The sequence below is a fragment of the Streptomyces sp. NPDC055955 genome (assembly GCF_042270245.1).
In the GTDB taxonomy this organism is placed as follows: domain Bacteria; phylum Actinomycetota; class Actinomycetes; order Streptomycetales; family Streptomycetaceae; genus Streptomyces.
This window is the reverse complement of record NZ_JBHJYS010000013.1, coordinates 33,754-55,182: the sequence shown is the minus strand read 5'-3', so window position 1 is coordinate 55,182 and position 21,429 is coordinate 33,754. Positions and strand designations below refer to the sequence as shown.

The window sequence follows — 21,429 nt, the reverse complement described above, 5'->3', positions numbered from 1 at the left end:
CGGCGCCGCACCGTGATGACGTACGGGTTACGGGTGTTGCGAAGGCGTCAGCTCAGGACGGCGAGCGCGTCGATCTCGATGAGGAGACCCTTGGGGAGACCGACGTAGACGGTGGTGCGGGCGGAGGCCGGGGCCTTGAGACCCTGCTCCTCGAAGTACGCGTTGTAGATCGCGTTCATCTCGGCGAAGTGGTCGACGTCGGTGAGGTAGACGCGCATCATCATGACGTCGTCCCAGGTGGCGCCGCCCTCTTCGAGGATCGCCTTGACGTTGGCGAAGGTCTGGAGGGTCTGCTCGCGCAGGGTCGGGCCCGCGGGGGTGGGGGCCTGGCCCTCCACGGCCGGCAGGAAGCCGACCTGGCCCGCGACCTGAAGGATGTTGCCCTTCTTGACGCCGTGCGAGAACTTCGCGGGCGGGGTCGTGTGCGTGGCGGGGGTGAGCGCGGTCTTCTCGGTCATCGTGAGGTGGCTTCCTTGGTGGGGGCTTCTTTGCTGGCGGCCTTGGTGGTGGCCTCTTTGGAGCCGGGTACGGCTCCGGAGTACTCCCGGCTGATCGCGTCGGCCGTGCGGCGGACCAGCGGGAGCAGGGTGAGGAGTTCCTCGGCCGTGACGACCACGTTCGGTGCGGAGACCGACATGGCGGCGACGACGCGGCCGTCCGCACCCCGGATGGGCGCTCCGACGCAGTTGATGGACTCCTCGTGGCCGCCGAGGTCGGTGGCCCAGCCCTGTTCGCGGACGACGGCGAGTTCCTTGAGGAAGGCGCCGGCGTTCGGGGTCGAACGGGCCGTGTACGTGGGGTAGTCGAGCTTCTCGGCGATGGCTCGGCGCTCGGCTTCGGAGAGGTCGGCGAGGAGGAGCTTGGCGACGGCGGCGACCGTGATGGCCACCGGCTTGCCGATGCGCGAGTACATGCGGACCGGGTAGCGGCTCTCCACCTTGTCGATGTAGAGGACCTCGTTCTCCTCGTACACGGCGAGGTGGACCGTGTGGCCGCACTTCTCGTTGAGCGCGGTGAGATGGGGGTGGGCGATCTCACGCACGTCGAGGTTCTCGACGGCTTCCTGGGCGAGGGCGAACAGGCGCGCGCCGAGGCGGTAGCGCTGATCGGACTGGCGGTAGACCAGGCCGTGTTCGTGGAGGGTCCGCAGCAGGCGCAGGGCCGTGGACTTGTGGACGCCGAGGCGGTCGGCGACCTGGCCCAGGTCGGCGGGGCCCTCGGCGAGCAGCGGCAGGATGCTCAGCGCTCGGTCGACTGTCTGGCTCATGGCGTACGTACCTCCTCCACGGCCCCGTCGGCGGTCCAGCCGGGGCCGAGGTGCAGTGTGCCCCAGGAGGCGTCGTCGAGGTCGGCGAGACGGTCGGCGTGGGCGCGGCTCGGGGGCGCGGCGAGGTCGCCGGGGGTGGTGAGGGCGGCTGCGGCCATGAGGTGGCCGTGGCGCAGCCGGGCGGGTACGGGCAGGCCGCGCAGGGCGCCGGAGAGGTAGCCGGCGGCGAAGGCGTCGCCGGCGCCGACGGCGGCGACGACGTCCACGCGCGGGGCGGGCTCGGTGTGGCGCACGCCCTGTTCGTCGTAGGCGACCGCGCCGTCGGCGCCGCGCTTGACGACGAGCGTCGCGGGTTCGGGCAGGGCGGCGCGGATGGCGTCGGGGCCGCCGGTGATGCCCCAGGCGTCCTCGGCCTCGTCCTCGCCGACGAAGACGAGGTCGGCGCCGCGGGCCAGGTCGAGCAGGACGCGGGCGTCGTCGGGGCGGGACCACAGCCCGGGGCGGTGGTTGACGTCGAAGGAGACGAGGGGCCGGCCGGCGGGGGTGCGGGCGGTGAGGTCGGCGGTGAGGTCGAGACAGCCGGCGGAGAGCGCGGGCGTGATCCCGGACAGGTGCAGGACGCGGCCGGAGCGGATGGCGGCCAGGTCCATGTTCTGGCTGGTCATCGCGGAGGCGGCGGATCCGGCGCGGTAGTAGGCGACCTCGTGGGCGTCGGTGGCGCGGTCACCGGCGGTGCGGAAGTAGATGCCGGTGGGGCGGGCGGGGTCGCGGCGTACGGCGGAGGTGTCGACGCCGTACGCGCCGATCGCGTCGACCAGGTGGTCGCCGAAGCCGTCGGCGCCGACACGGCTGACCCAGCGGACGGTGTGTCCGGCGGCGGCGAGCACGCACGCCACGTTGGACTCGGCTCCGCCGATGCCGCGGTCGAAGGACGGTACGTCGGCGAGGCGCCCGGGCACGGAGGGCACGAAGGTGACCATGGACTCGCCGAGCGTGACGACATCCACGGGGGCGTGGTGCGCGGGGGCGGCGGGTCCGGTGGCGGTCACAGTGGTTCGGGCTCCTCGTGGGGTCTGGGCTCATGCCTGCGGGGTCAACGGCTCCGTTGACCCGGCGTTGGCTCGGATGTTAGACAGCAGTAAGCGACATACGCAATGACCGTTGCATTATTTGCAACGGCCTTCTTACGAGGAGGCTCCATGGCCGCCGACAACGCCGTCAACGCCGTAGCCCGTCTCAGGGATCTGGATCTCGAGCGGGTCGACCACCGCTTCAAGGGGCTGCCCCCGGACGCGGAAGGCCTGACCGTCGGCGAGCTCGCGGCCGAGCGCCGCAACCTCTTCACCGGCGGCTTCACGACCCCGGTCCTCGCACTCTCCGCCGAGCGCCTCGAGCACAACCTCGCGCTGATGGAGACATATGCCACTCGCCACGCGCTGGCCTTCGCCCCGCACGGCAAGACCTCGATGGCGCCGCAGCTCTTCCACCGCCAGATCGAGCACGGCGCGTGGGGCATCACCCTCGCCGTCCCGCATCAGGTGCGGGTCGCCCGCGCCTTCGGCATCGAGCGGATCTTCCTCGCGAACGAGCTCGTCGACCCGGCCGCCCTGCGCTGGCTCGCGGGCGAACTCGACCGCGACCCCGACTTCCGCTTCATCTGTTACGTCGACTCGGTGCGCGGCGTCGAGCTGATGGACGCCGCCCTCGCCGAGGCCGGCGCCACGCGGCCGGTCGACGTGGTCGTGGAGCTGGGCGCGGGCGAGGGCGCGCGCACGGGCGTGCGGACCGAGGCCGAGTGCTTCGACCTCGCGAACGCCGTCGCGGCGGCGGACACGCTGCGCCTGGTCGGCGTCGCCGGTTACGAGGGCGAGGTGCCCGACGCGTCGCCCGAGACCGTCGGGGCGTGGCTGCGCCGGCTCACCGGGCTGCTCGTCGACCTCGACAAGGCGAGCCGCTTCGCGGACCTGGACGAGATCGTGGTCAGCGCGGGCGGCAGCGCCTGGTTCGACGCGGTGGCGGAGGTGTTCGCCGAACTGCCCGAACTCTCGGCTCCCGTACTGAAGTTGCTGCGCTCGGGCGCGTACGTGTCGCACGACGACGGCCACTACAAGCACCTCACGCCGTTCAACCGGGTCCCCGAGGAGGGCGCGCTGCACCCGGCGTTCCGGCTGTGGGCGCAGGTCGTCTCGCGCCCGACGGCGGAGCAGGCGTTCACGAACGCGGGCAAGCGCGACGCGGCGTACGACCTCGATCTGCCCGAGGCGCAGGTCGTGCGGGACGCCCGCACGGGCGAGGTGCGCGAGGCCACCGGCGTGACGGTGACGGGGCTTTCCGACCAGCACGGATGGGTGCGCACGGACGGGGGCGAGGACCTGGCGGTGGGCGACTGGCTCGGTATGGGCCTGTCGCACCCGTGCACGTCCTTCGACAAGTGGCAGCTGATTCCGCTCGTGGAGGCGGACGGCACGGTCGTGGACTACGTCCGGACGTTCTTCTAGGCGCCGCGATCTTCTGCGGCTCCGGCGGGGGCTGGTCGCTCCCCGCGGCGGAGCCGCTGATGGGCACAGCCCCGCGCCCCTGAAGGCATGCGCTGCGCGCGGCCTTCCCCGACGAGATGCCGCACGAAGTGCGCATCCCAGGGGCGCGGGGAACGGCGCGACCAGCCACGACGAGACCCGCACCCGAACCCCGCACCAAAGAGAGGCACCCCCATGGACCTGGTCATCCGCGACGCGCACGTCATCGACGGCACCGGAGGTGCCTCCTACCGGGCCGACGTCGGCGTCCAGGACGGCCGCGTCACGACGATCCACCGGGAAGGTGACGGCGGCCCCCGCCCCTCGGCCCACAGGACGCTGGAAGCGTCGGGCCTCGCCCTGTCCCCCGGCTTCATCGACATGCACGCCCACAGCGACCTGGCGCTGCTGCGCGACCCGGACCACAGCGCGAAGGCCGCGCAGGGCGTCACGCTCGAAGTCCTCGGCCAGGACGGCCTGTCGTACGCGCCGGTCGACGACCGCACGCTCGCCGAGGTCCGCCGCGCGATCACCGGCTGGAACGGTGACGGCAGTGACATCGACTTCGACTGGCGCACGGTCGGCGAGTACCTCGACCGCCTGGACCGAGGCATCGCGGTCAACGCCGCTTACCTGATCCCCCAGGGCACCGTACGGATGTACGCGGTGGGCTGGGACGACCGCGACGCGACGCCCGAGGAGCTCGACCGCATGCGGCAGCTCGTCGCCGAGGGCATGGAGCAGGGCGCCGTCGGCATGTCGTCCGGCCTCACCTACACACCCGGCATGTACGCGAAGGACGCCGAACTCACCGAGCTGTGCCGGGTCGTGGCCTCGTACGACGGCTACTACTGTCCGCACCACCGCTCGTACGGCGCCGGGGCGCTCGACGCGTACCGGGAGATGGTGGAACTCACCCGCGAGGCGGGCTGCCCGCTCCATCTCGCGCACGCCACCATGAACTTCGGGGTGAACAAGGGCAAGGCGCCCGACCTGATCTCCCTGCTCGACGCGGCGCTCGCCGACGGCGCCGACATCTCGCTCGACACCTACCCGTACACGCCGGGCAGTACGACGCTCGTCGCGATGCTGCCGAGCTGGGCGAGCGAGGGCGGCCCCGACGAGATCATGAAGCGGCTGCAGGACGACGCGACCGCCGAGAAGATCCGCCACCACATGGAGGTCGTCGGGGCGGACGGCTGCCACGGTGTGCCCATCGAGTGGGACGCCATCGAGATCTCCGGCGTGTCCGACCCGGGGCTCGCGTCCTGCGTCGGCAAGACGGTCCAGGAGTCGGCCGACATGCGCGGCGAGGCGCCGTGGGTGACCGCGCGCCGTCTGCTCGTCAACGACAAGCTGGGCTCGACGATCCTCCAGCACGTCGGCCACGAGGAGAACGTCCGGGCGATCATGCAGCACCCGGTGCACACGGGCGGCAGTGACGGCATCCTCCAGGGCTTCAAGCCGCACCCGCGCGCGTACGGCACGTTCCCGCACTACCTGGGTCGCTACGCACGCGAGCTCGGCATCATGTCGCTGGAGGAGACGGTCGCCCACCTCACGTCGCGCCCCGCCGCCCGGCTGCGCCTGGCCGACCGCGGCCTGGTCCGCGAGGGCTACCGCGCCGACCTGGTCCTCTTCGACCCGGAGACGGTCGCGGCGGGCTCCACGTTCGAGGCGCCTCGCACGCTCCCCGTGGGCATCCCGCACGTCCTCATCGACGGGAAGTTCGTGATGGAGGACGGGCGCCGCACCGACGTGCTCGCGGGGCGGTCGGTCCGCAGGACGGCGTAACCGCCCCGGACGGCCTCGGTGGGCGCGGATCACCGCGCCCACCCGCGACGACGGCCCAAAGCGCACGCCCGCGCCGCCCCACGTGTCCGAAAACACGGAGCGCCCCGCGGTACCCGGCCGTAAGCTCGCGATATGCAGGTGATCCAGTCGACGAAGCTCTCCAATGTCTGTTACGAGATCCGGGGCCCGGTACTCGAGGAGGCGATGCGTCTGGAGACAGCAGGCCACCGCATCCTCAAGCTCAACACCGGCAACCCGGCCGCGTTCGGCTTCGAGTGCCCGCCCGAGATCCTCGAGGACATGCTCCGCAACCTCGGCGACGCGCACGGCTACGGGGACGCCAAGGGCCTGCTCGCGGCCCGCCGCGCGGTGATGATGCACTACCAGACCCTGGGCGTGGAGACGGACGTCGAGAACGTCTTCATCGGCAACGGCGTCTCCGAGCTGATCGTGATGGCGATGCAGGGGCTCCTCGACGACGGGGACGAGGTCCTCGTCCCGGCGCCGGACTACCCCCTGTGGACGGCGGCGGTCTCCCTCTCCGGCGGCACCGCCGTGCACTACCGCTGCGACGAGCAGTCCGACTGGATGCCCGATCTCGCCGACGTGGAGCGGAAGGTCACCGACCGCACCAAGGCGATCGTGATCATCAACCCGAACAATCCGACGGGCGCCGTCTACAGCGACGACATGCTGCGCGGCCTGACCGACATCGCCCGCCGCCACAACCTCCTGGTCTGCTCGGACGAGATCTACGACAAGATCCTCTACGACGGCGCGACGCACACGCCGACCGCCGCCATCGCCCCAGACCTGCTGACCCTCACCTTCAACGGCATGTCGAAGGCGTACCGGGTGGCCGGTTACCGCGTGGGCTGGATGGCGATCTCCGGGCCGCGCGCGCACGCCGACTCGTACATCGAGGGCCTCACGATCCTGGCGAACATGCGTCTGTGCGCGAACATGCCGGGCCAGCACGGCGTCGTCGCGGCACTCAGCGGACGCCAGACGATCAACGACCTGGTGCTGCCGGGCGGCCGCCTGAAGGAGCAGCGGGACACCGCGTACGAGCTGCTGACACAGATCCCGGGCGTGACGTGTGTGAAGCCGAAGGGCGCGCTCTACCTCTTCCCGCGGCTCGACCCGAAGGTGTTCAAGGTCAAGGACGACCGGCAGATGGTCCTCGATCTGCTGCGCGCCGAGAAGATCATGGTCGTGCACGGTACGGGGTTCAACTGGCCGGAGCCGGATCACTTCCGGGTGGTCACGCTGCCGACGGTCGGCCAGCTCACGGAGGCCGTGACCCGTATCGGCCGCTTCCTGGACGGTTACAGCCAGCCCTGAGGACCGCCCGAGCGCCCTCCCGGGGACAAGACTCAACTTTAGACTGAATCTAAGCTAGGATGGGCTTCAAGCTACCCGCCTGGAGGCCATCCCATGTACGAGCCGATCCGCACCAAGTCGGTCCATGCCATGGCCGACCCCGGCGACTTCCCGCACCGCTCCCGCGAGGAGGAGCTCGACATCCAGCTCGCGGGGCATCTGGCGGCCCTGCTCGCAGTCACCGACGAACTCGGCCTGGACGAGGTGGGTGACCGCATCGCCGACCAGGTCGCCCGGCTGCGCGGCACACCGCCCGCCCGGCACACCGGCCGGACCGACGCGTCCGCACTCGCGCTCCACCGCCGCGCCCACGCACTCGCGGGCCGCGCGCTGGTGGTGGCCGCGTCCCGCGCCGACACGGCGGCCGCGATCCTCGCGGCCGAGCAGATGGACGCGCACACGGCGGCGATCACCGCCGCCACCCCCGCCGCGCCCGCTCGACTGGTCGGCGCCCTCTGACGGCCCCGGTCCGCGAGCCGGGGAGGCGCGCGGACCGGGTGCCCTTCATGTACCGCATCTGACGACCCGGCTGCCGCCGGACCGGGTCAGGCGCCCACGAGTTCCCTCGAACCCAGCTTCTCTCGTGACGATTCGAGGTTGCGGGTCACCCGCTCGAGGTGATCGGACGGCACCTTGCCGCTCTCGAGGAGGCGCTGGCTGCAGTTCGCCGACTCCTCGTACTCTCCGATCCAGTAGGCGGCCACGGCGAGTTCGTCGAGTGCGTGCCACTCGTACCATTCGAACTCGACGAACAAAGTGTCTGTCGGGTACGGGATCTGCGCTGCCTGCCGCGCGAACATGTACGCGAGTGGCCAGCGCTCGCCGTTCATGCGGCAATAGCGTGCGAGTCCACCGAGGGCTTCGCCGCCGCGCGAGGGACGGCTTTCGTACGCGCGGAGGTAGCGGTCGATCACCTGCGCCGGCGGCCGGCCGATCTCCGCCGCGAGCCGTGCGGCGTAGAGGTGGGCACAGAAGACTTCCTCGGCGTAGCCGCCCATGCGTGTCCGGCGGTCGTAGGCGACGAGTGACTTTTTCGGCTCTCCGGCATCGCGCCAGCTCTGGGCGAGATAGAAGACGTAGCGGGAGTTGTCGGGTTCCTTGATCAGGCCTTTCTGAAGGATCTTGGCGTCCCGCAGGTACTTCTTCCGCTGGCCCTCTTCCTTCAGCCGTGCGCCGCCGCCCACCGAGAGGATGTTGGCGCCCTTGAACGTCCCGAGGCTGAACGACGTTCCGCAGTCGATGTACTCGTGCAGGACCCCGACGTAGCGCCAGGGCAGCCGGGTCGAGACCAGAGCCTGGCGCCAGTGGATGAGCGTCCCGCTGTGCAGTGCGACATGGTAGGAGTCGTGCGTCAGCTCCGGCATGCGAAAGCCGGGCTCCATCTCCATCAGGTCGTCGGCGTCGATGAACAGCAGATAGTCGGCTTCGGAGCGTGCCAGGTCGATCGCCTCACTGCGGCTCCCGTCGTACCCCTTCCAGGGTCTTTCGTACAGGGTGCCGGGCAGATCGCTGAAGACGTCACGGATGACGTCCTGGGTGCCGTCGGTCGAGCCCGTGTCCAGGATGACCCAGGTGTCGATCAAAGGGCGCACGGATTCGAGGCAGCGGCGGATGACATGGGCCTCGTTCTTGACGATCATGTTCAAGCAGATCGTTTGTTTCACAGGTTTCATCCTGCTCTTTGAGGTAAATCACCGAAACGGACAGGCGTCTGACTGCACGACACCGGCCAGGAAAACGCGGCGAGTTGATGCGGCGAGGAAACGCGCGGCCGCTCCCGCGGCGACGCGGCGCCGGATCGGGCTCTATCGCTTACGCTCCAGCAGCGCGACGGTCAGGCCACTGAGGGGGACCGTCCCGCTGGTGGTGTACTGCGCACGCAGCGCCGCGGCCTGGCCTGCGGGGACAGCGTTCAAGGGATCCGGGTCACTGCCCGGTACCACCACCCAGATGCGACTCTCGCCTCTCAAGCACGTGACCGGCTCCGGACAATAGACCGGAAACAGTTCGTTGTTCTCGGCCGCCGACTTGGCGACGAATACTTCCCGCAGCTTCAGACCGGGCCGAAGGTAATAGCGAACTCCCTGGTCGAGCATCCACGGAGCTCCCTTGACATAGACCGCCGCGTCTCCGGAGTGGTAGTACTTCTCAATGGTCCGCGCGGCCGCCATGTAGTCCGCATTGTGCGGGACATCGTGTTCGAATTCCCCTCTCATCCTGCGCTGGTCGGGCAGCACGAGCAGACCGACCACGGCCAGAACCACGCCGACCGTCAGCCAGGACCGCGCCGCCCGGGCAAGGCCGGCCCCCGCCAGCACCGCCCAGACCGGCACCGTGAACATGGCGTACTGAAAACGGAAGTAGGAGACATCCCCGTGGGACGCCGCCCACAACACGAAGGGAGGCAGCAGGGCCACGGTGAAGCACAGCAGAAGGGCATCGCGGCGCTCGGTCCGCCGCGCCATGGCGGCCAGCGTGATCACCACCCCGGCACACAGGCCGGAGGCGAACACCTGGGGCCAGATACCGACCAGGCCCCACAGGTCCGGCTCAGGAACCCAGAAGAGCTGGCGGGACGCCTGCGACGTGCCCAGCACGACCACCGGGATCACACCGGCCGCACCGGCCAGAGCCGCGACGCAGAAGCGCCAGAAGACGCCACCCTCCTCGCGGGCCCGGTGGACGACCACGGCGAGGTGCCCCGCCAGGACGGTCAGCGCGATCAGGTGCAGCAGCCCGACGACCGCCACGCACAGGGCGTACCCCGCCCAACGCCACCAGCGCCTCGGCGCGTCGAGGGCTCGGAGCAGCAGGAACGTCGCCAAGGTCGCGGCCAGGACCACCAGGGCGTAACTGCGGGCCTCCTGAGCGAACCGGCTCACGACGGGGATCAGGGCGAAGAGCAGCCCGCCACACATTCCGGCACGTGAGTCGAAGAGCCTGCGCCCGATCAAGGCCACCAGGGCGGCTGTTCCGCTCATGGCCAGCACCGAGGGCATGCGCATGGCTGTCTCGGAGTCGCCGAAGACGGCCATCCACCCGTGCATCAGAACGTAGTACGTGGCATGCACCGCGTCGACGTTCTGCAGCATCGCCAGAATCTGGCCCAGGCTGCGACGGCCCACATCCGAGGTGACGAGCTCATCGGTGCCCAGCTGAGGGCCGTCGATCCGGACGTACGCGATCACCAGTGTGGCCAGCGCCGGCCACATCCATAGACCGACAGATGCCCCAAGGGGTCGTTTCCGTCCCGCGGTCTCCGGCTGAGTCTCTGCGCTCTGAACAGGACGCGTAAGGGTTGTCACGGAAACAGTTCTAGGGCCGCCGCGCTGCCGCCGGGGACAGCCACGGACGAAGAAGGCCGCCATTCGCCTGATCGGCCCTCCGATGCGGCCCTCTCAAACCGATAATCCAACTCTTTCACCGACCAGAGTAGGCACAGCACACCAATGGATCTCTTATGGGCCATTTATGCTGGGCCATTGTATTGATCGTTTTGCGCGCCACTCAACCGCATTGCGCCCACTGTCGAAAGATGCCGAGGGAGGCTCAAAAGGGCTTCCGGAAGAAACCCACAGGTTCCCCAAGGAGCAAATTAGATGAGTCCTGAAAACGGGACCCGATCCAAGCTTGGCCCGCTTCCCCGGCGCGGCAGGTGGATCGCAGGCGGTGCGGTGGCATCGCTGGCCGTCGTGATGCTCGGCTTCAGCAGCCCCGCGCTGGGGCTTGCCGCGGCGTCGCACACGGCCGGAGTAACCCCGGCAGGGGCGAAGGGCGACGACAAGTGTAAGGACGACAAGAAGAAGGAGCCTCGCTACGGCGCTCCCGGCGCCCTTGGCTACAGCGACAACGACAAGGACAAGGGTAAGGACAAGAACAAAGACAAGGACAAGAACAAGAACAAGTGCAAGGGAGACACCGGGCCCACGGGTAATACCGGGAACACGGGCAACACCGGCGACACCGGCAATACCGGGAACACTGGCAACACCGGGAACACCGGCGACACCGGCAATACCGGGAACACTGGCAACACGGGTGACACCGGCAACACGGGGAACACTGGCAATACCGGAAACACGGGTGACACCGGCAACACGGGCAACACCGGGAACACCGGCAACACGGGGAACACCGGCAACACGGGGAACACCGGGAACACCGGCAACACGGGGAACACCGGCAACACGGGTGACACCGGGAACACCGGCAACACGGGGAACACCGGGAACACCGGCAACACCGGCAACACCGGCAACACCGGCAACACCGGCAACACCGGCAACACCGGGCCGTGCATCAGTGTCACCGCGGCGAAGTCCAACGGCAACGAGCAATTCCTCGGCGCGCTCTTCAACGGGACGGCGTTCTACGGCAGGCGCGACGTTGCAGGCAACCCCGACGGCCCGGACACCACGGACATCACCCACGGCGCGGCTAACGACCCAGGCTGGGGAGACCTGAGCACCATCGCCGGTTATCCCACGGAGCCGGTCTGTGCCATCGCGCTCGACACCGACGGCTCCGACGCCTACTTCAAGATCATCACCACGAACGGCAACGTCTTCACCCTGCACTGCGACACTGGCGGTCAGGCCATTGTGTGCCCCGCCCCGGCACAAGGCAATGACCCCGCGTCGACGTGGAAGCAGGTGACGGACCTGCCGAACTCGCCGCTCATCGTTCCGCGGAACGGCTTCTCGCCGCTCATCGACAAGGGGTTCTCGAAGAGCTACAAGTGACGAGTCGTCACTGACGCGTGTCGTGCCCGGACCACCCGGGCACGACACACCCTGCGCGTGACGGCCGCACCCAGAAACGGGAAAGCGTCCGGCCCCCGAAACCGATGAATCTGGCTTCGGGGGCCGGGGCGCGACGGGCCCGTGACGGCGCCACAGGTCAGGGCGGAAGCCGGTCGGGCCCGCCGCGTTGTCCGCGGGAGCGGTCAGCCGAGCCGGGCGACCAGCGCGCGGTACTCGTCCCACAGCTCCTTCGGCGTGTGGTCGCCGAAGGTGTTGAGGTGCTCGGGGACCAGGGAGGCCTCGTCGCGCCACACCTCCTTGTCGACCGTCAGCAGGAAGTCGAGGTCGGAGTCGGCCAGTTCGAGGCCGTCCGTGTCGAGGGAGTCACGCGTCGGCAGGATGCCGATCGGCGACTCGACGCCCTCGGCCTTGCCCTCCAGGCGCTCGACGATCCACTTCAGGACGCGGCTGTTCTCGCCGAAGCCGGGCCACACGAACTTGCCCGCGTCGTTCTTGCGGAACCAGTTGACGTAGTAGATCTTCGGCAGCTTGGACTGGTCCTTGTCCTTGGCCACGTCGATCCAGTGGGCCATGTAGTCGCCCATGTTGTAGCCGCAGAACGGGAGCATCGCGAACGGGTCGCGGCGCAGCTCGCCGACCTTGCCCTCGGCGGCGGCGGTCTTCTCGGAGGCGACGTTCGCGCCGAGGAACACGCCGTGGTTCCAGTCGAAGGACTCGGTCACCAGCGGCACGGCGGAGGCGCGGCGGCCGCCGAAGAGGATCGCCGAGATCGGCACGCCCTTCGGGTCCTCCCACTCGGGCGCGATGATCGGGCACTGCGAGGCGGGGGTGGTGAAGCGCGCGTTCGGGTGGGCGGCCGGGACGCCGGACTCGGGGGTCCAGTCGTTGCCCTTCCAGTCGGTGAGGTGGGCGGGAGTCTCCTCCGTCATGCCCTCCCACCAGATGTCGTTGTCGTCGGTGAGCGCGACGTTCGTGAAGACGGAGTTGCCCCACAGCGTCTTCATGGCGTTGGCGTTGGTGTGCTCGCCGGTGCCGGGCGCGACGCCGAAGAAGCCGGCCTCGGGGTTGATCGCGTAGAGGCGGTCGTCCTCGCCGAACCGCATCCAGGCGATGTCGTCGCCGATCGTCTCGACGGTCCAGCCGGAGATCGTGGGCTCCAGCATGGCGAGGTTGGTCTTGCCGCACGCGCTCGGGAAGGCGGCGGCGACGTACTTCGACTCACCCTGCGGCGGGGTGAGCTTGAGGATGAGCATGTGCTCGGCGAGCCAGCCCTCGTCGCGTGCCATGACGGACGCGATGCGCAGGGCGTAGCACTTCTTGCCGAGCAGGGCGTTGCCGCCGTAGCCGGAGCCGTAGGACCAGATCTCGCGGGTCTCCGGGAAGTGCGAGATGTACTTGGTGGAGTTGCAGGGCCACGGCACGTCCTGCTGGCCCTCCTCCAGCGGCGCGCCCAGGGTGTGGACGGCCTTCACGAAGAAGCCGTCGGTGCCGAGCTCGTCCAGGACGGGCCGCCCCATGCGCGTCATGGTGCGCATGGAGACGGCGACGTACGCGGAGTCGGTGATCTCGACGCCGATGGCGGAGAGGTCCGAGCCGAGCGGGCCCATGCAGAACGGGACGACGTACATCGTCCGGCCCTTCATCGAGCCGCGGAAGATGCCGCCGCGGCCCTCGTCGCCCTGGAAGATCTCGCGCATCTCCGCGGGGGCTTTCCAGTGGTTGGTGGGGCCGGCGTCCTGCTCCTTCTCGGAGCAGATGAACGTCCGGTCCTCGACGCGTGCGACGTCGGTCGGGTCGGAGGCGGCGTAGTACGAGTTCGGGCGCTTGATCGGGTCGAGCTTCTTGAACGTTCCCTTGTCGACCAGTTCCTCGGCGAGGCGCTCGTACTCGGCCTCGGACCCGTCGCACCAGACCACACGGGCCGGCTGCGTCAGTTCGGCGATCTCGTTGACCCACGAGATCAGTTCCTGGTGCTTGGTGGGGACAGTGCCCAAGGAAACGGGAGCCGCGATGTCGCGCGCCACGATTGCTCCTAAATGAGGGGTTTTTGTTTGTTGCCCCTTGGGGGCTGCGACCCGGATGCTTCACGTGTTGATCCCTCTGGCGCTCATCCGGTGCCGACCGCACTCATATGATCATCCGACGCGGATGCGCATATGTCCAGAGGGCCCCACACCTGAGCGACGTGAGGATCGCCACTCGTTTGCGTCACCGACCGTCACTCGTGTTCGTTACTTACGGCCCCGTAGGTACGATGCGGCTCATGACTGCCGCCACGCCATCCGAAGTGACCGCGACAGAGTCCGTTCCGGTGAAACCACGGCTGCGCGGCTGGCTGCACGCGGGAATGTTCCCCGCGGTCGTCATCTCCGGCCTGGTGCTGACCGCCCTCGCGGACTCCACCCGCGGCCGGATCGCCTGCGGGATCTACGTCCTGACAGCCTGCCTGCTCTTCGGCGTGAGCGCGCTCTACCACCGGGGCAACTGGGGCCCGCGCGCCGACGGCGTGCTGCGCCGGCTCGACCACGCGAACATCTTCCTGATCATCGCGGGTACCTACACCCCGCTCACGATGCTGCTGCTCCCCGAGGCCAAGGGCCAGTGGCTGCTGTGGGGCATCTGGGCGGCCGCCGCGGCGGGCATCATCTTCCGGGTCTTCTGGGTCGGCGCCCCGCGCTGGCTCTACACCCCGTGCTACATCGCGATGGGCTGGGCGGCCGTCTTCTTCCTGCCCGACTTCTTCCACGCGGGCGGCACGGCCGTGCTCGTCTGTGTGATCGTCGGCGGACTGCTCTACAGCGCGGGCGGCGTGATCTACGGAATCAAGCGCCCGAACCCCTCTCCGCGCTGGTTCGGCTTCCACGAGGTCTTCCACTCGCTCACGCTCGCGGCGTTCGTCGTGCACTACGTCGGCATCTCGCTGGTGGCGTACCAGCACGCCTGACCTCGCCTTCCACCTCTCCGGCCGCGGCTTCCGAGCCGCGGCCGTTTTTTGTGCCCGGATCCATGGATTGACAGTAGCTACCTTTTGACAATTACTCTCATTTCATGCCATGGCCGGGACGTTGGTGGCCGCGAAGTGCGCGCAGCCCCTGGTCACCAGGTTCGGGCCACCCGCGGTGATCAGCGCGGCGCTCACGGTCCTGGCGTTCGCCGCGTTCCTCGGCAGCCGCACCACGGCCGGCTCCGGGTACGGGTTCACCGCCCTGTGGCTGGGCATCGCCGGGGTCGGCTTCTCCTTCGCGCTCGTGCCCGCGATGGGCGCCGCGCTGTCGGCGCTGCCCGCGGACCGGGCGGGCAGCGGCTCGGGCCTGCTGATGACGGTGCGGCAGGTGGGCGGCGCGCTCGGCATCGCCCTGCAGCTCGGCGCGCTTCTCGCCGGGTCCTACGGCAGCCGGCTCGACACCGCCGGCCTGCCCGGTCCCGCGGCGGACACCGCCGAGGGCTCCATGCCGGCCGCCCACGCGGTGGCCGCGAAGCTCGGGGACCACGCCCTCGCCTCGTCGGCGAACACCGCGTACCTCCACGGAATGAACGTGGTGCTGCTCGTCGTGGGTGTCGCGTCGCTGGTCACCGCCCTGCTCGCGGCCGCTCTGCTCCCCCGTACCGCACCGTCCGCCGGCTTGGCCCCGGCACCCGGCGATGCCCGAGAATGAGCCCCATGGCCGCCTCCGCACGCTCCGCCCCCGCCGCCGACAGCCCCGGGATGGGCCTGCGCGAGCGCAAGAAGCTCAAGACCCGGATCGCGATCAGGGACGCGACGTACCGCCTGATCACCGAGCAGGGGTACGACGCGACGACGGTCGAGCAGATCGCCGAGGCCGCCGAGGTCTCGCCGTCCACGGTGTTCCGGTACTTCCCGACCAAGGAGGACATCGTCCTCACGGACGAGTACGACGCGGTCCTGGAGGCCGAGCTGCGGGCGCGGCCCTCGGACGAGTCGATCGTCGACTCCCTGAAGCACGTGATCGCGCGGGCCGTGCACCTCGGGTTCGACGACGATCCCGAGGTGTCACGGCTGCGGACCAGGCTCCAGGTCGAGGTGCCCGCGGTGCGCTCCAGGATGATGGAGTCCATGTCCGTCACCGGGCAGCTGCTGTGCCGGGTCATCGGCGAGCGCACCGGCCGCGACGCCGACGGCCTCGAGGTCCGCGTCTACGCGATGGCGCTGGTCGGAGCACTCATGGAGACCACCCTGTACTGGGCCGAGCACGGCCACCGAGAAGAGCTGCGCGACCTGATGGACCGCACGCTGGAGACGTTCAGGAACGGTCTCTAGCGCCCGGCGCGGTCCGGCGGCGTCCGGCTCGCTTCAGTCCTGCAGCTTCACCGCGAGCTGCTGGGCGTCGGTGACGGGGGCGTCGCAGGTGAAGTTGCGGCACACGTACGCGGCCGGGCGGCCGTCGACGAGCGGCCGGTCCGCCAGCAACGGCAGTTCGCCGGAGCCGGGTCGGCCCGCCGCGACGACCGCGCCGGGCGCCGTGCCGAGCAGCGCCGTGCGGTGGAGTTCACCGCCGATCTCACCGACGACGGCGACCTCCTTCGGCCCGTCGAGCAGCGCCTCCGCGACGGCGAGCCCGTGCCCGATGAAGCGGGGCGCGCGCGGGCCGAGCGCCCGCACGACGCCCAACGCCCGCTCGGCGGCGGTGCGATGGGGCTCCGAACCGGTCTGCGCCGCGTACGAGAGCAGCGCGCCGGCGGCCGCGCTCCAGCCCGAGGGCGTGGCGTTGTCGGTCGGGTCCTGCGGCCTGCGGATGAGCCGCTCGGCGTCGGCCGCCGTGTCGTACAGCGCGCCGGACTCCGCGTCCGTGAACTGGTCGAGGACGTGGTCGAGAAGGAACCCGGCGAACTCCAGCCAGACCCCCTCGCCGGTCACGGACGCCAGCGTGAGGAAGCCCTCGGCGACATCCGCGTAGTCCTCCAGGACCCCGGCGTTCGCGCCGGCGCGGCCGTCCTTGCTGGTACGGGTGATGCGCGCCCGCGCGTCCATGTGGAGCCGTACGACCAGATCGGCGGCGGCGAGTGCGGCCTGCACCAGGTCCGGCCGGTCGAAGTACGCGCCGGTCTCCGCGAGCGCGGCGATCGCCAGGCCGTTCCACGCGGCGACGATCTTGTCGTCCCGTCCGGGCGCCGGCCGCTCGGCGCGCGCCGCGAACAGTCTGCGCCGCACGTCCTCGATCTGTGCGGCATCGAACTCGACGTCCTGCTGCGGGAGTTGGAGGACCGATGCGCCCTCCTCGAAGGTGCCCTGCTGCGTCACGCCGAAGTACCGGGCGGCCAGCTCGGCGTCCGCGTCCCCGAGCACCTCGCGCAGCTGCTGCGGCGTCCACACGTAGAACGCGCCCTCGACATGGCGGCCCTCGGCGTCCTCGCTGTCCGCGTCCAGCGCGGACGCGAACCCGCCCTCGTTCGTCCGCAGTTCCCGCACCATGAAGTCCGCGGTCTCCAGCGCGACCCGCCTGGCGGTCTCCGAACCGGTGGCCCGCCACAGATGCGCGTACGCGCGGCACAGCAGCGCGTTGTCGTAGAGCATCTTCTCGAAGTGGGGCACGACCCACTCGCGGTCGACGGAGTAGCGGGCGAAGCCGCCGCCCAGCTGGTCGTAGATCCCGCCGCGCGCCATCCGCTCGCAGGTGTCGTCGGCCATCTGGAGCGCGCCCTCGGCGCCGGTGCGGGCGTAGTGGCGCAGCAGGAACTCGATCACCATCGACGGCGGGAACTTGGGCGCGCCGCCGAACCCGCCGGTCGCCGCGTCGTACTCGCGGGTCAGGCCGAGCAGTGCCTGCGCGAGCTCGCCCTCGCCGGGGATCTGCGTGTCCCCGTACGGCAGCTCGCGTCCGGCCAGATCGCCGACGATCTTCGCGGCGACCTCGGTGACCTCCTCCTTGCGCTCCGCCCACGCCTGCGCCACGCCCTCCAGGATCTGCGGGAACGAGGCCATTCCGTGCCGGGGCTCGGGCGGGAAGTAGGTGCCGAAGTAGAACGGCTCGGCCTCGGGCGTGAGGAACACGGTCATGGGCCAGCCGCCCTGCCCGGTGGCGGCCTGCACGGCCTCCATGTACACGGCGTCGACGTCGGGCCGCTCCTCGCGGTCGACCTTGATGTTGACGAAGCGGTCGTTCATGAGGGCGGCGGTCGCCTCGTCCTCGAAGGACTCATGGGCCATGACGTGGCACCAGTGGCAGCTGGAGTACCCGACGCTGAGCAGCACCGGGACCCCGCGCATCCGCGCCTCCTCGAAGGCGTCGGCCGACCACGGCCACCAGTCGACGGGGTTGTCGGCGTGCTGGAGGAGGTAGGGGGACGTCTCATGGGCCAGTCGGTTCGGCATGCGCCCCATCCTCGCGCACGCCGGTCGCCGATCGGTCCTTTGATCCCCGGCCTCTCGCGCCATGACCCCATACGCAGCACACTTGGCACGGAACCGTTGCCGCCGGAGGGGGACCTGAGATGCGAGACAGCCATCGGGCGGAAGCCGAGGGGCTGTTGGCCCGGGCCGTGGAGGAGGAGGTACGGCGTTCGGGTGGGCGCACGGACGGCGGGGTGCTGCTGTCGCGTGCGCGCGGTGCGCTCGACGCCATGGCGGAGACCGCCGCCGAGGAGTACACACAGTTCACCCATGCCCTGGACGAGGCCGAGGCCGGGCAGATGTCGTTCGGACAGCGCTTCGCCCAGGAGCGCGGATCGACTCCCCTGCTGGTCACGGCCGTTGCCGCGGTCGGCGCCTGCGTGGCCGACCTGCTGCTGGGCACGGGCGCGGGGACCGCGGTCGGCGCGGGCGCGGCCGTCGCCGTGGTGGGTGCCGCCACGACCGTCGCCAAGGTGACGGCCTCCCATGTGCCCGCCGCGAGCCGCCGCGCCGGGGCGAGGAGCCAGCCCGGCGGGCCCGAACAGCTGAGGCTGCAGTGGCTGACGGCGCTCGACGTGCGGGGGATCCGGCCGTTCCTCGACCAGCAGCGCGTCCTCGCCGCCACCGCGGGGACCGGAGCGAAGAAGCCGACACCGCAGCTGCGCCGCACCGACAAGAGCGCGGCGGCCAGGCGGCGCAATGTCCTGGAGCAGTCCTTCGGCCAACTCCCGGAGCCGGAGGGCCCGTTCGCGGGCCGCAGGACACAGATGCAGCGGATCGCGCAGTGGGTGCACGCGGCGCGCGCGAGCACCGAGACCCGGCCCACCGTCGTCGTGCTGCACGGCGCGCCCGGCGCGGGCCGTACGACGCTCGCGGTGCGGGCGGCGCACGAGCTGCGCGACCAGTTCCGCGGCGCGTGCGTGGTGGACCTGCGGGGCGACGCGCCGGAGGCCCCGCTGTCGACCCGGGACGCCCTGCTCCATCTGCTGAACCGGCTCGGCGCGCCGCGCGAGCAGCTGCTCTTCCGGGAGCGTTCCTCGCAGGAGCAGCAGGTGCGCCGCCTGAGCGAGCTGTACCACCAGCATCTGACGGGGCTTGCGGTCACGATCGTGCTGGACGACGCGGGCGACGCGGAGCAGGTGCGCACGCTGATCCCCGAGCGGTCCGACAGCCTCGTCCTGGTGACGGCGCGCAAGCCGCTCGACCTGCCCGCGGACGTCCCGGCGTGGGTGCACCAGGTGCCGGTGGACGCGCTGGACGCGGCGGGCTCGGAGGAACTCCTGCGTGAGTGCGCGGAGGACGCGTCGGGCCCCTACGACTCCGAAGCGTCCGACACCGTGCGGGAGTTGTGCGGCGGCCTGCCGCTGGCGCTGCGCATCGCGGGCTCCGCGATCGGGCCGCGCACGACCCGCGCGCTGGCCTCCGACCTGGGTGCGTACGGGCCCGTGGAGCCGGTCGAGCGGGTGCTGTGGCTGCGTTACACGGACCAGCCCGAGGTGGCCCGGCGGCTGCTGCGCCGGCTCGCGCTCGCCGGGCGGGCCTCGCTCGGCGCGGCGGCGGCGGCCGCGCTCCTGTCGACGGACGAGTCGGAGGCCACCCGCCATCTGACGGCGCTGTCCCGGGCGGGGCTGATCGACCATGTGCGGGGCAGCCGGTACCGGCTGCACGACCTCGTCCGCTCCTTCGCGCAGGCCCGCCTCCTCGACGAGGAGGAAGCCGCCGAGCGGACGGCCGCGCAAGAACGCCTCATCCAGAACTACGCGGAGCTCGCGGACTCGGTGATCCGGCTCGTCGACGGCAAGATGTCGACGCGCGCCGGCCAGATCGGCCCGCACGGCTTCACCTCGCTCGACGCCGCGCTGCGCTGGCTCGACGACGAGTCCAGCTTCATCACGGCGACACTGCGGGGCGCGGAGGGCGTCGACCAGTCAGCCGTGCTCAACCTGCTCGGCGCCCTGTGCGACTACTGCCTGCTGCGCGGCGACCTCTACCGCCTCGGCGAGATCAGTGAGCTCACCCAGGCCGTCGACCAGGGGCTTCTCGTGCGCTCGGTCCAGTGGCGCACGGGTATCGCGGCACGCCAGCTCGGCGAGCTCGACAAGGCGCGTACGACGCTTGCGTCCGTGGTGGACCTGTACTTCGAGGCGCACCACAACGCGGGCGCGGCGCGCGCCCTGTGCTCGCTGGGCATCACGCTGCACCACCAGGGCCAGCTCAAGGAGGCGTCGGCGAAGCTCCGCGAGGCCCTCGACCTGCAGATCACGGACGAGACGTCGGGCGACCGGGGCTGGACGCTGCACGCGCTCGCCGCGGTGGAACGCGACCGGGCCCATGTGAAGGAGGCGCTCGACCTGCTGACCGCGGCGCTCGACCTGCACCGGGAGAACGAGTCGGTGCACGGCGAGGCCTGGGCGCACTTCCAGCTGGGGCAGCTGTGCCTGCGGATGGGCGACGTGCCGGGCGCGGAGCGCGAGCTGGGCACCGCCCTCGACCTGTACAGCCGTACGCGCGACAGCCGGGGCGAGGCATGGGCGCTCACGCAGCTGGCGCGGGCGCGCCTGGTGGACGGCGACGCGTCGGCGGCCGCCGACGGACTGCGCCAGGCCACCTCGCGTCACCGTGACAACGAGGACGCGCGCGGCGAGGCCTGGACGCTCTACTACCTGGGCCAGGCCCTGGAGGAGAGCGGCAACCTCGACCAGGCGGTACGCGAGCTGGAGCGCTCCCGCACGATGTTCTCGCGGATGCGCGACGTGTACGGGCTCGCCTGCGCCCGCCATCACTCGGCCCGTGTCACGCGTGACCAGCGCGCCGCGCAGACCGGCTCGCTGCGCAACTCCGGCTTCGCCCGTCAGCTCCTGGTCGACGCCCGCGCCGACTTCCAGCGCATCGGCGTCGCGCACGGCGAGGGATGGACCTGCCTGGAACTGGCGGTGGTGGACGCGGGCAACGGGCGCGCGGCCCAGGCCCTGACCCTGTGCGAGGAGGCGGCGGCGCTGTTCGCGTCGTACGGCGACCGTCGCGGCGAGGACTGGGCGAACTTCCTGCGCTGCACGCTGCTGCCGTACGCGTCACCGGGCGGCTCGGAGATCGGCACGGCCGTGGCGCAGGAGGAGCTGTCCCAGCTCGCCCGCACCACCCACGGCGGCCGGGACGGCAAGCTCGACGACTACGTGGAGGCCTACCAGCTCCTCCTGGAGCGCGGCGCGGACCTCGAGGCGGGCTGGCAGGCCTGGCGCCTCGGCATGGTCCCGAATCGGCACGCCCGGGACGTGATGGGCGTGGAGGTCGGCGCGGGGCGCTGAGGGCGCTCGGAGGCCGGGGACACGCGGACGCCGGGGCGCACGCAGCACGAAG

General features: G+C 70.6%; 15 protein-coding genes and 1 pseudogene. 9 read left to right on the top strand and 7 right to left on the bottom strand.

Annotation, left to right across the window (positions count from 1 at the left end; translation table 11 throughout):
• Positions 1–47: 47 nt before the first annotated feature.
• Genes ACFC96_RS25365 through ACFC96_RS25355 form a run of 3 tightly spaced genes read right to left on the bottom strand, consistent with a single transcriptional unit; the run spans position 48 to position 2,316 of the window.
• Positions 48–458 (bottom strand): RidA family protein, encoded by a 411-nt coding sequence (locus tag ACFC96_RS25365; RefSeq protein ID WP_100598214.1) that lies wholly within the window; start codon positions 456–458, stop codon positions 48–50.
• Positions 455–1,267, bottom strand: a complete 813-nt coding sequence (locus tag ACFC96_RS25360) for an IclR family transcriptional regulator (protein ID WP_116510529.1) — start codon at positions 1,265–1,267, stop codon at positions 455–457. The genes ACFC96_RS25365 and ACFC96_RS25360 overlap by 4 nt, the downstream gene beginning before the upstream one ends.
• Complete coding sequence (locus ACFC96_RS25355) at positions 1,264–2,316, bottom strand: sugar kinase (protein WP_376614241.1); 1,053 nt, start codon at positions 2,314–2,316, stop codon at positions 1,264–1,266. Before ACFC96_RS25355 ends, ACFC96_RS25360 begins: the two co-directional genes overlap by 4 nt.
• A 150-nt stretch (positions 2,317–2,466) precedes the next feature.
• Between ACFC96_RS25355 and ACFC96_RS25350 the strand changes: the two genes are divergently transcribed.
• From ACFC96_RS25350 to ACFC96_RS25335, 4 genes are all read left to right on the top strand, one after another.
• Complete coding sequence (locus ACFC96_RS25350; RefSeq protein ID WP_376614239.1) at positions 2,467–3,765, top strand: amino acid deaminase; 1,299 nt, start codon at positions 2,467–2,469, stop codon at positions 3,763–3,765.
• A gap of 213 nt (positions 3,766–3,978) precedes the next feature.
• On the top strand, positions 3,979–5,577 hold the full coding sequence (locus ACFC96_RS25345) for an amidohydrolase family protein (RefSeq protein ID WP_376614237.1): 1,599 nt from the start codon (positions 3,979–3,981) through the stop codon (positions 5,575–5,577).
• Between the two features lie 132 nt (positions 5,578–5,709).
• Positions 5,710–6,921, top strand: coding sequence for a pyridoxal phosphate-dependent aminotransferase (locus tag ACFC96_RS25340; protein ID WP_376257705.1), 1,212 nt, complete (start codon positions 5,710–5,712; stop codon positions 6,919–6,921).
• Positions 6,922–7,014: 93 nt separating this feature from the next.
• Positions 7,015–7,419, top strand: coding sequence for a hypothetical protein (locus ACFC96_RS25335; RefSeq protein ID WP_376257703.1), 405 nt, complete (start codon positions 7,015–7,017; stop codon positions 7,417–7,419).
• An 86-nt stretch (positions 7,420–7,505) separates the two neighbouring features.
• On the opposite strand, the gene ACFC96_RS25330 is transcribed toward ACFC96_RS25335, so the two are convergent.
• Together ACFC96_RS25330 and ACFC96_RS25325 are read right to left on the bottom strand one after the other, a co-directional pair.
• Positions 7,506–8,624: a glycosyltransferase gene (locus ACFC96_RS25330; protein WP_376614235.1), complete on the bottom strand. Its 1,119-nt coding sequence runs from the start codon at positions 8,622–8,624 to the stop codon at positions 7,506–7,508.
• Between the two features lie 141 nt (positions 8,625–8,765).
• A complete protein-coding gene (locus ACFC96_RS25325) occupies positions 8,766–10,328 on the bottom strand; it encodes a glycosyltransferase family 39 protein (protein WP_376614233.1) in 1,563 nt (520 codons plus the stop codon).
• A gap of 306 nt (positions 10,329–10,634) precedes the next feature.
• Here ACFC96_RS25325 and ACFC96_RS25320 point away from each other — a divergent pair, with 306 nt between their 5' ends.
• The gene (locus ACFC96_RS25320; RefSeq protein WP_376614231.1) at positions 10,635–11,702 is read left to right on the top strand and encodes a hypothetical protein; all 1,068 of its coding nucleotides are present in this window, start codon (positions 10,635–10,637) and stop codon (positions 11,700–11,702) included.
• Positions 11,703–11,905: 203 nt separating this feature from the next.
• On the opposite strand, the gene ACFC96_RS25315 is transcribed toward ACFC96_RS25320, so the two are convergent.
• Complete coding sequence (locus ACFC96_RS25315) at positions 11,906–13,747, bottom strand: phosphoenolpyruvate carboxykinase (GTP) (RefSeq protein WP_376614229.1); 1,842 nt, start codon at positions 13,745–13,747, stop codon at positions 11,906–11,908.
• A 239-nt stretch (positions 13,748–13,986) separates the two neighbouring features.
• Between ACFC96_RS25315 and ACFC96_RS25310 the strand changes: the two genes are divergently transcribed.
• The 3 genes and pseudogenes from ACFC96_RS25310 to ACFC96_RS25300 all read left to right on the top strand — a co-directional run bounded on the left by ACFC96_RS25310 (position 13,987) and on the right by ACFC96_RS25300 (position 16,002).
• Entirely contained in the window at positions 13,987–14,667 is a 681-nt protein-coding gene (locus ACFC96_RS25310) for a hemolysin III family protein (protein WP_376257693.1), read from the top strand.
• Positions 14,668–14,776: 109 nt separating this feature from the next.
• Positions 14,777–15,379 (top strand): annotated as a pseudogene (locus ACFC96_RS25305) (MFS transporter); the annotation flags it as partial.
• Positions 15,376–16,002, top strand: coding sequence for a TetR/AcrR family transcriptional regulator (locus ACFC96_RS25300; protein ID WP_376257692.1), 627 nt, complete (start codon positions 15,376–15,378; stop codon positions 16,000–16,002). The pseudogene ACFC96_RS25305 and the gene ACFC96_RS25300, both read left to right, overlap by 4 nt.
• Positions 16,003–16,035: 33 nt before the next feature.
• Here the strand turns inward: ACFC96_RS25300 and ACFC96_RS25295 are convergent, their stop codons facing one another.
• Positions 16,036–18,054, bottom strand: coding sequence for a thioredoxin domain-containing protein (locus ACFC96_RS25295; RefSeq protein WP_376614227.1), 2,019 nt, complete (start codon positions 18,052–18,054; stop codon positions 16,036–16,038).
• A 119-nt stretch (positions 18,055–18,173) separates the two neighbouring features.
• Here ACFC96_RS25295 and ACFC96_RS25290 point away from each other — a divergent pair, with 119 nt between their 5' ends.
• Positions 18,174–21,377, top strand: coding sequence for a tetratricopeptide repeat protein (locus ACFC96_RS25290; RefSeq protein WP_376614225.1), 3,204 nt, complete (start codon positions 18,174–18,176; stop codon positions 21,375–21,377).
• Positions 21,378–21,429: the final 52 nt, after the last annotated feature.

Excerpts from the sequence above, each read along its gene's own strand:
- ACFC96_RS25360 (WP_116510529.1), bottom strand. The coding sequence starts at position 1,267 with ATGAGCCAGACAGTCGACCGAGCGCTGAGCATCCTGCCGCTGCTCGCC.
- ACFC96_RS25335 (WP_376257703.1), top strand. The coding sequence starts at position 7,015 with ATGTACGAGCCGATCCGCACCAAGTCGGTCCATGCCATGGCCGACCCC.
- ACFC96_RS25345 (WP_376614237.1), top strand. The coding sequence starts at position 3,979 with ATGGACCTGGTCATCCGCGACGCGCACGTCATCGACGGCACCGGAGGT.
- ACFC96_RS25365 (WP_100598214.1), bottom strand. The coding sequence starts at position 458 with ATGACCGAGAAGACCGCGCTCACCCCCGCCACGCACACGACCCCGCCC.
- ACFC96_RS25325 (WP_376614233.1), bottom strand. The coding sequence starts at position 10,328 with ATGGCGGCCTTCTTCGTCCGTGGCTGTCCCCGGCGGCAGCGCGGCGGC.
- ACFC96_RS25290 (WP_376614225.1), top strand. The coding sequence starts at position 18,174 with ATGCGAGACAGCCATCGGGCGGAAGCCGAGGGGCTGTTGGCCCGGGCC.
- ACFC96_RS25350 (WP_376614239.1), top strand. The coding sequence starts at position 2,467 with ATGGCCGCCGACAACGCCGTCAACGCCGTAGCCCGTCTCAGGGATCTG.
- ACFC96_RS25310 (WP_376257693.1), top strand. The coding sequence starts at position 13,987 with ATGACTGCCGCCACGCCATCCGAAGTGACCGCGACAGAGTCCGTTCCG.
- ACFC96_RS25340 (WP_376257705.1), top strand. The coding sequence starts at position 5,710 with ATGCAGGTGATCCAGTCGACGAAGCTCTCCAATGTCTGTTACGAGATC.
- ACFC96_RS25300 (WP_376257692.1), top strand. The coding sequence starts at position 15,376 with ATGAGCCCCATGGCCGCCTCCGCACGCTCCGCCCCCGCCGCCGACAGC.
- ACFC96_RS25295 (WP_376614227.1), bottom strand. The coding sequence starts at position 18,054 with ATGCCGAACCGACTGGCCCATGAGACGTCCCCCTACCTCCTCCAGCAC.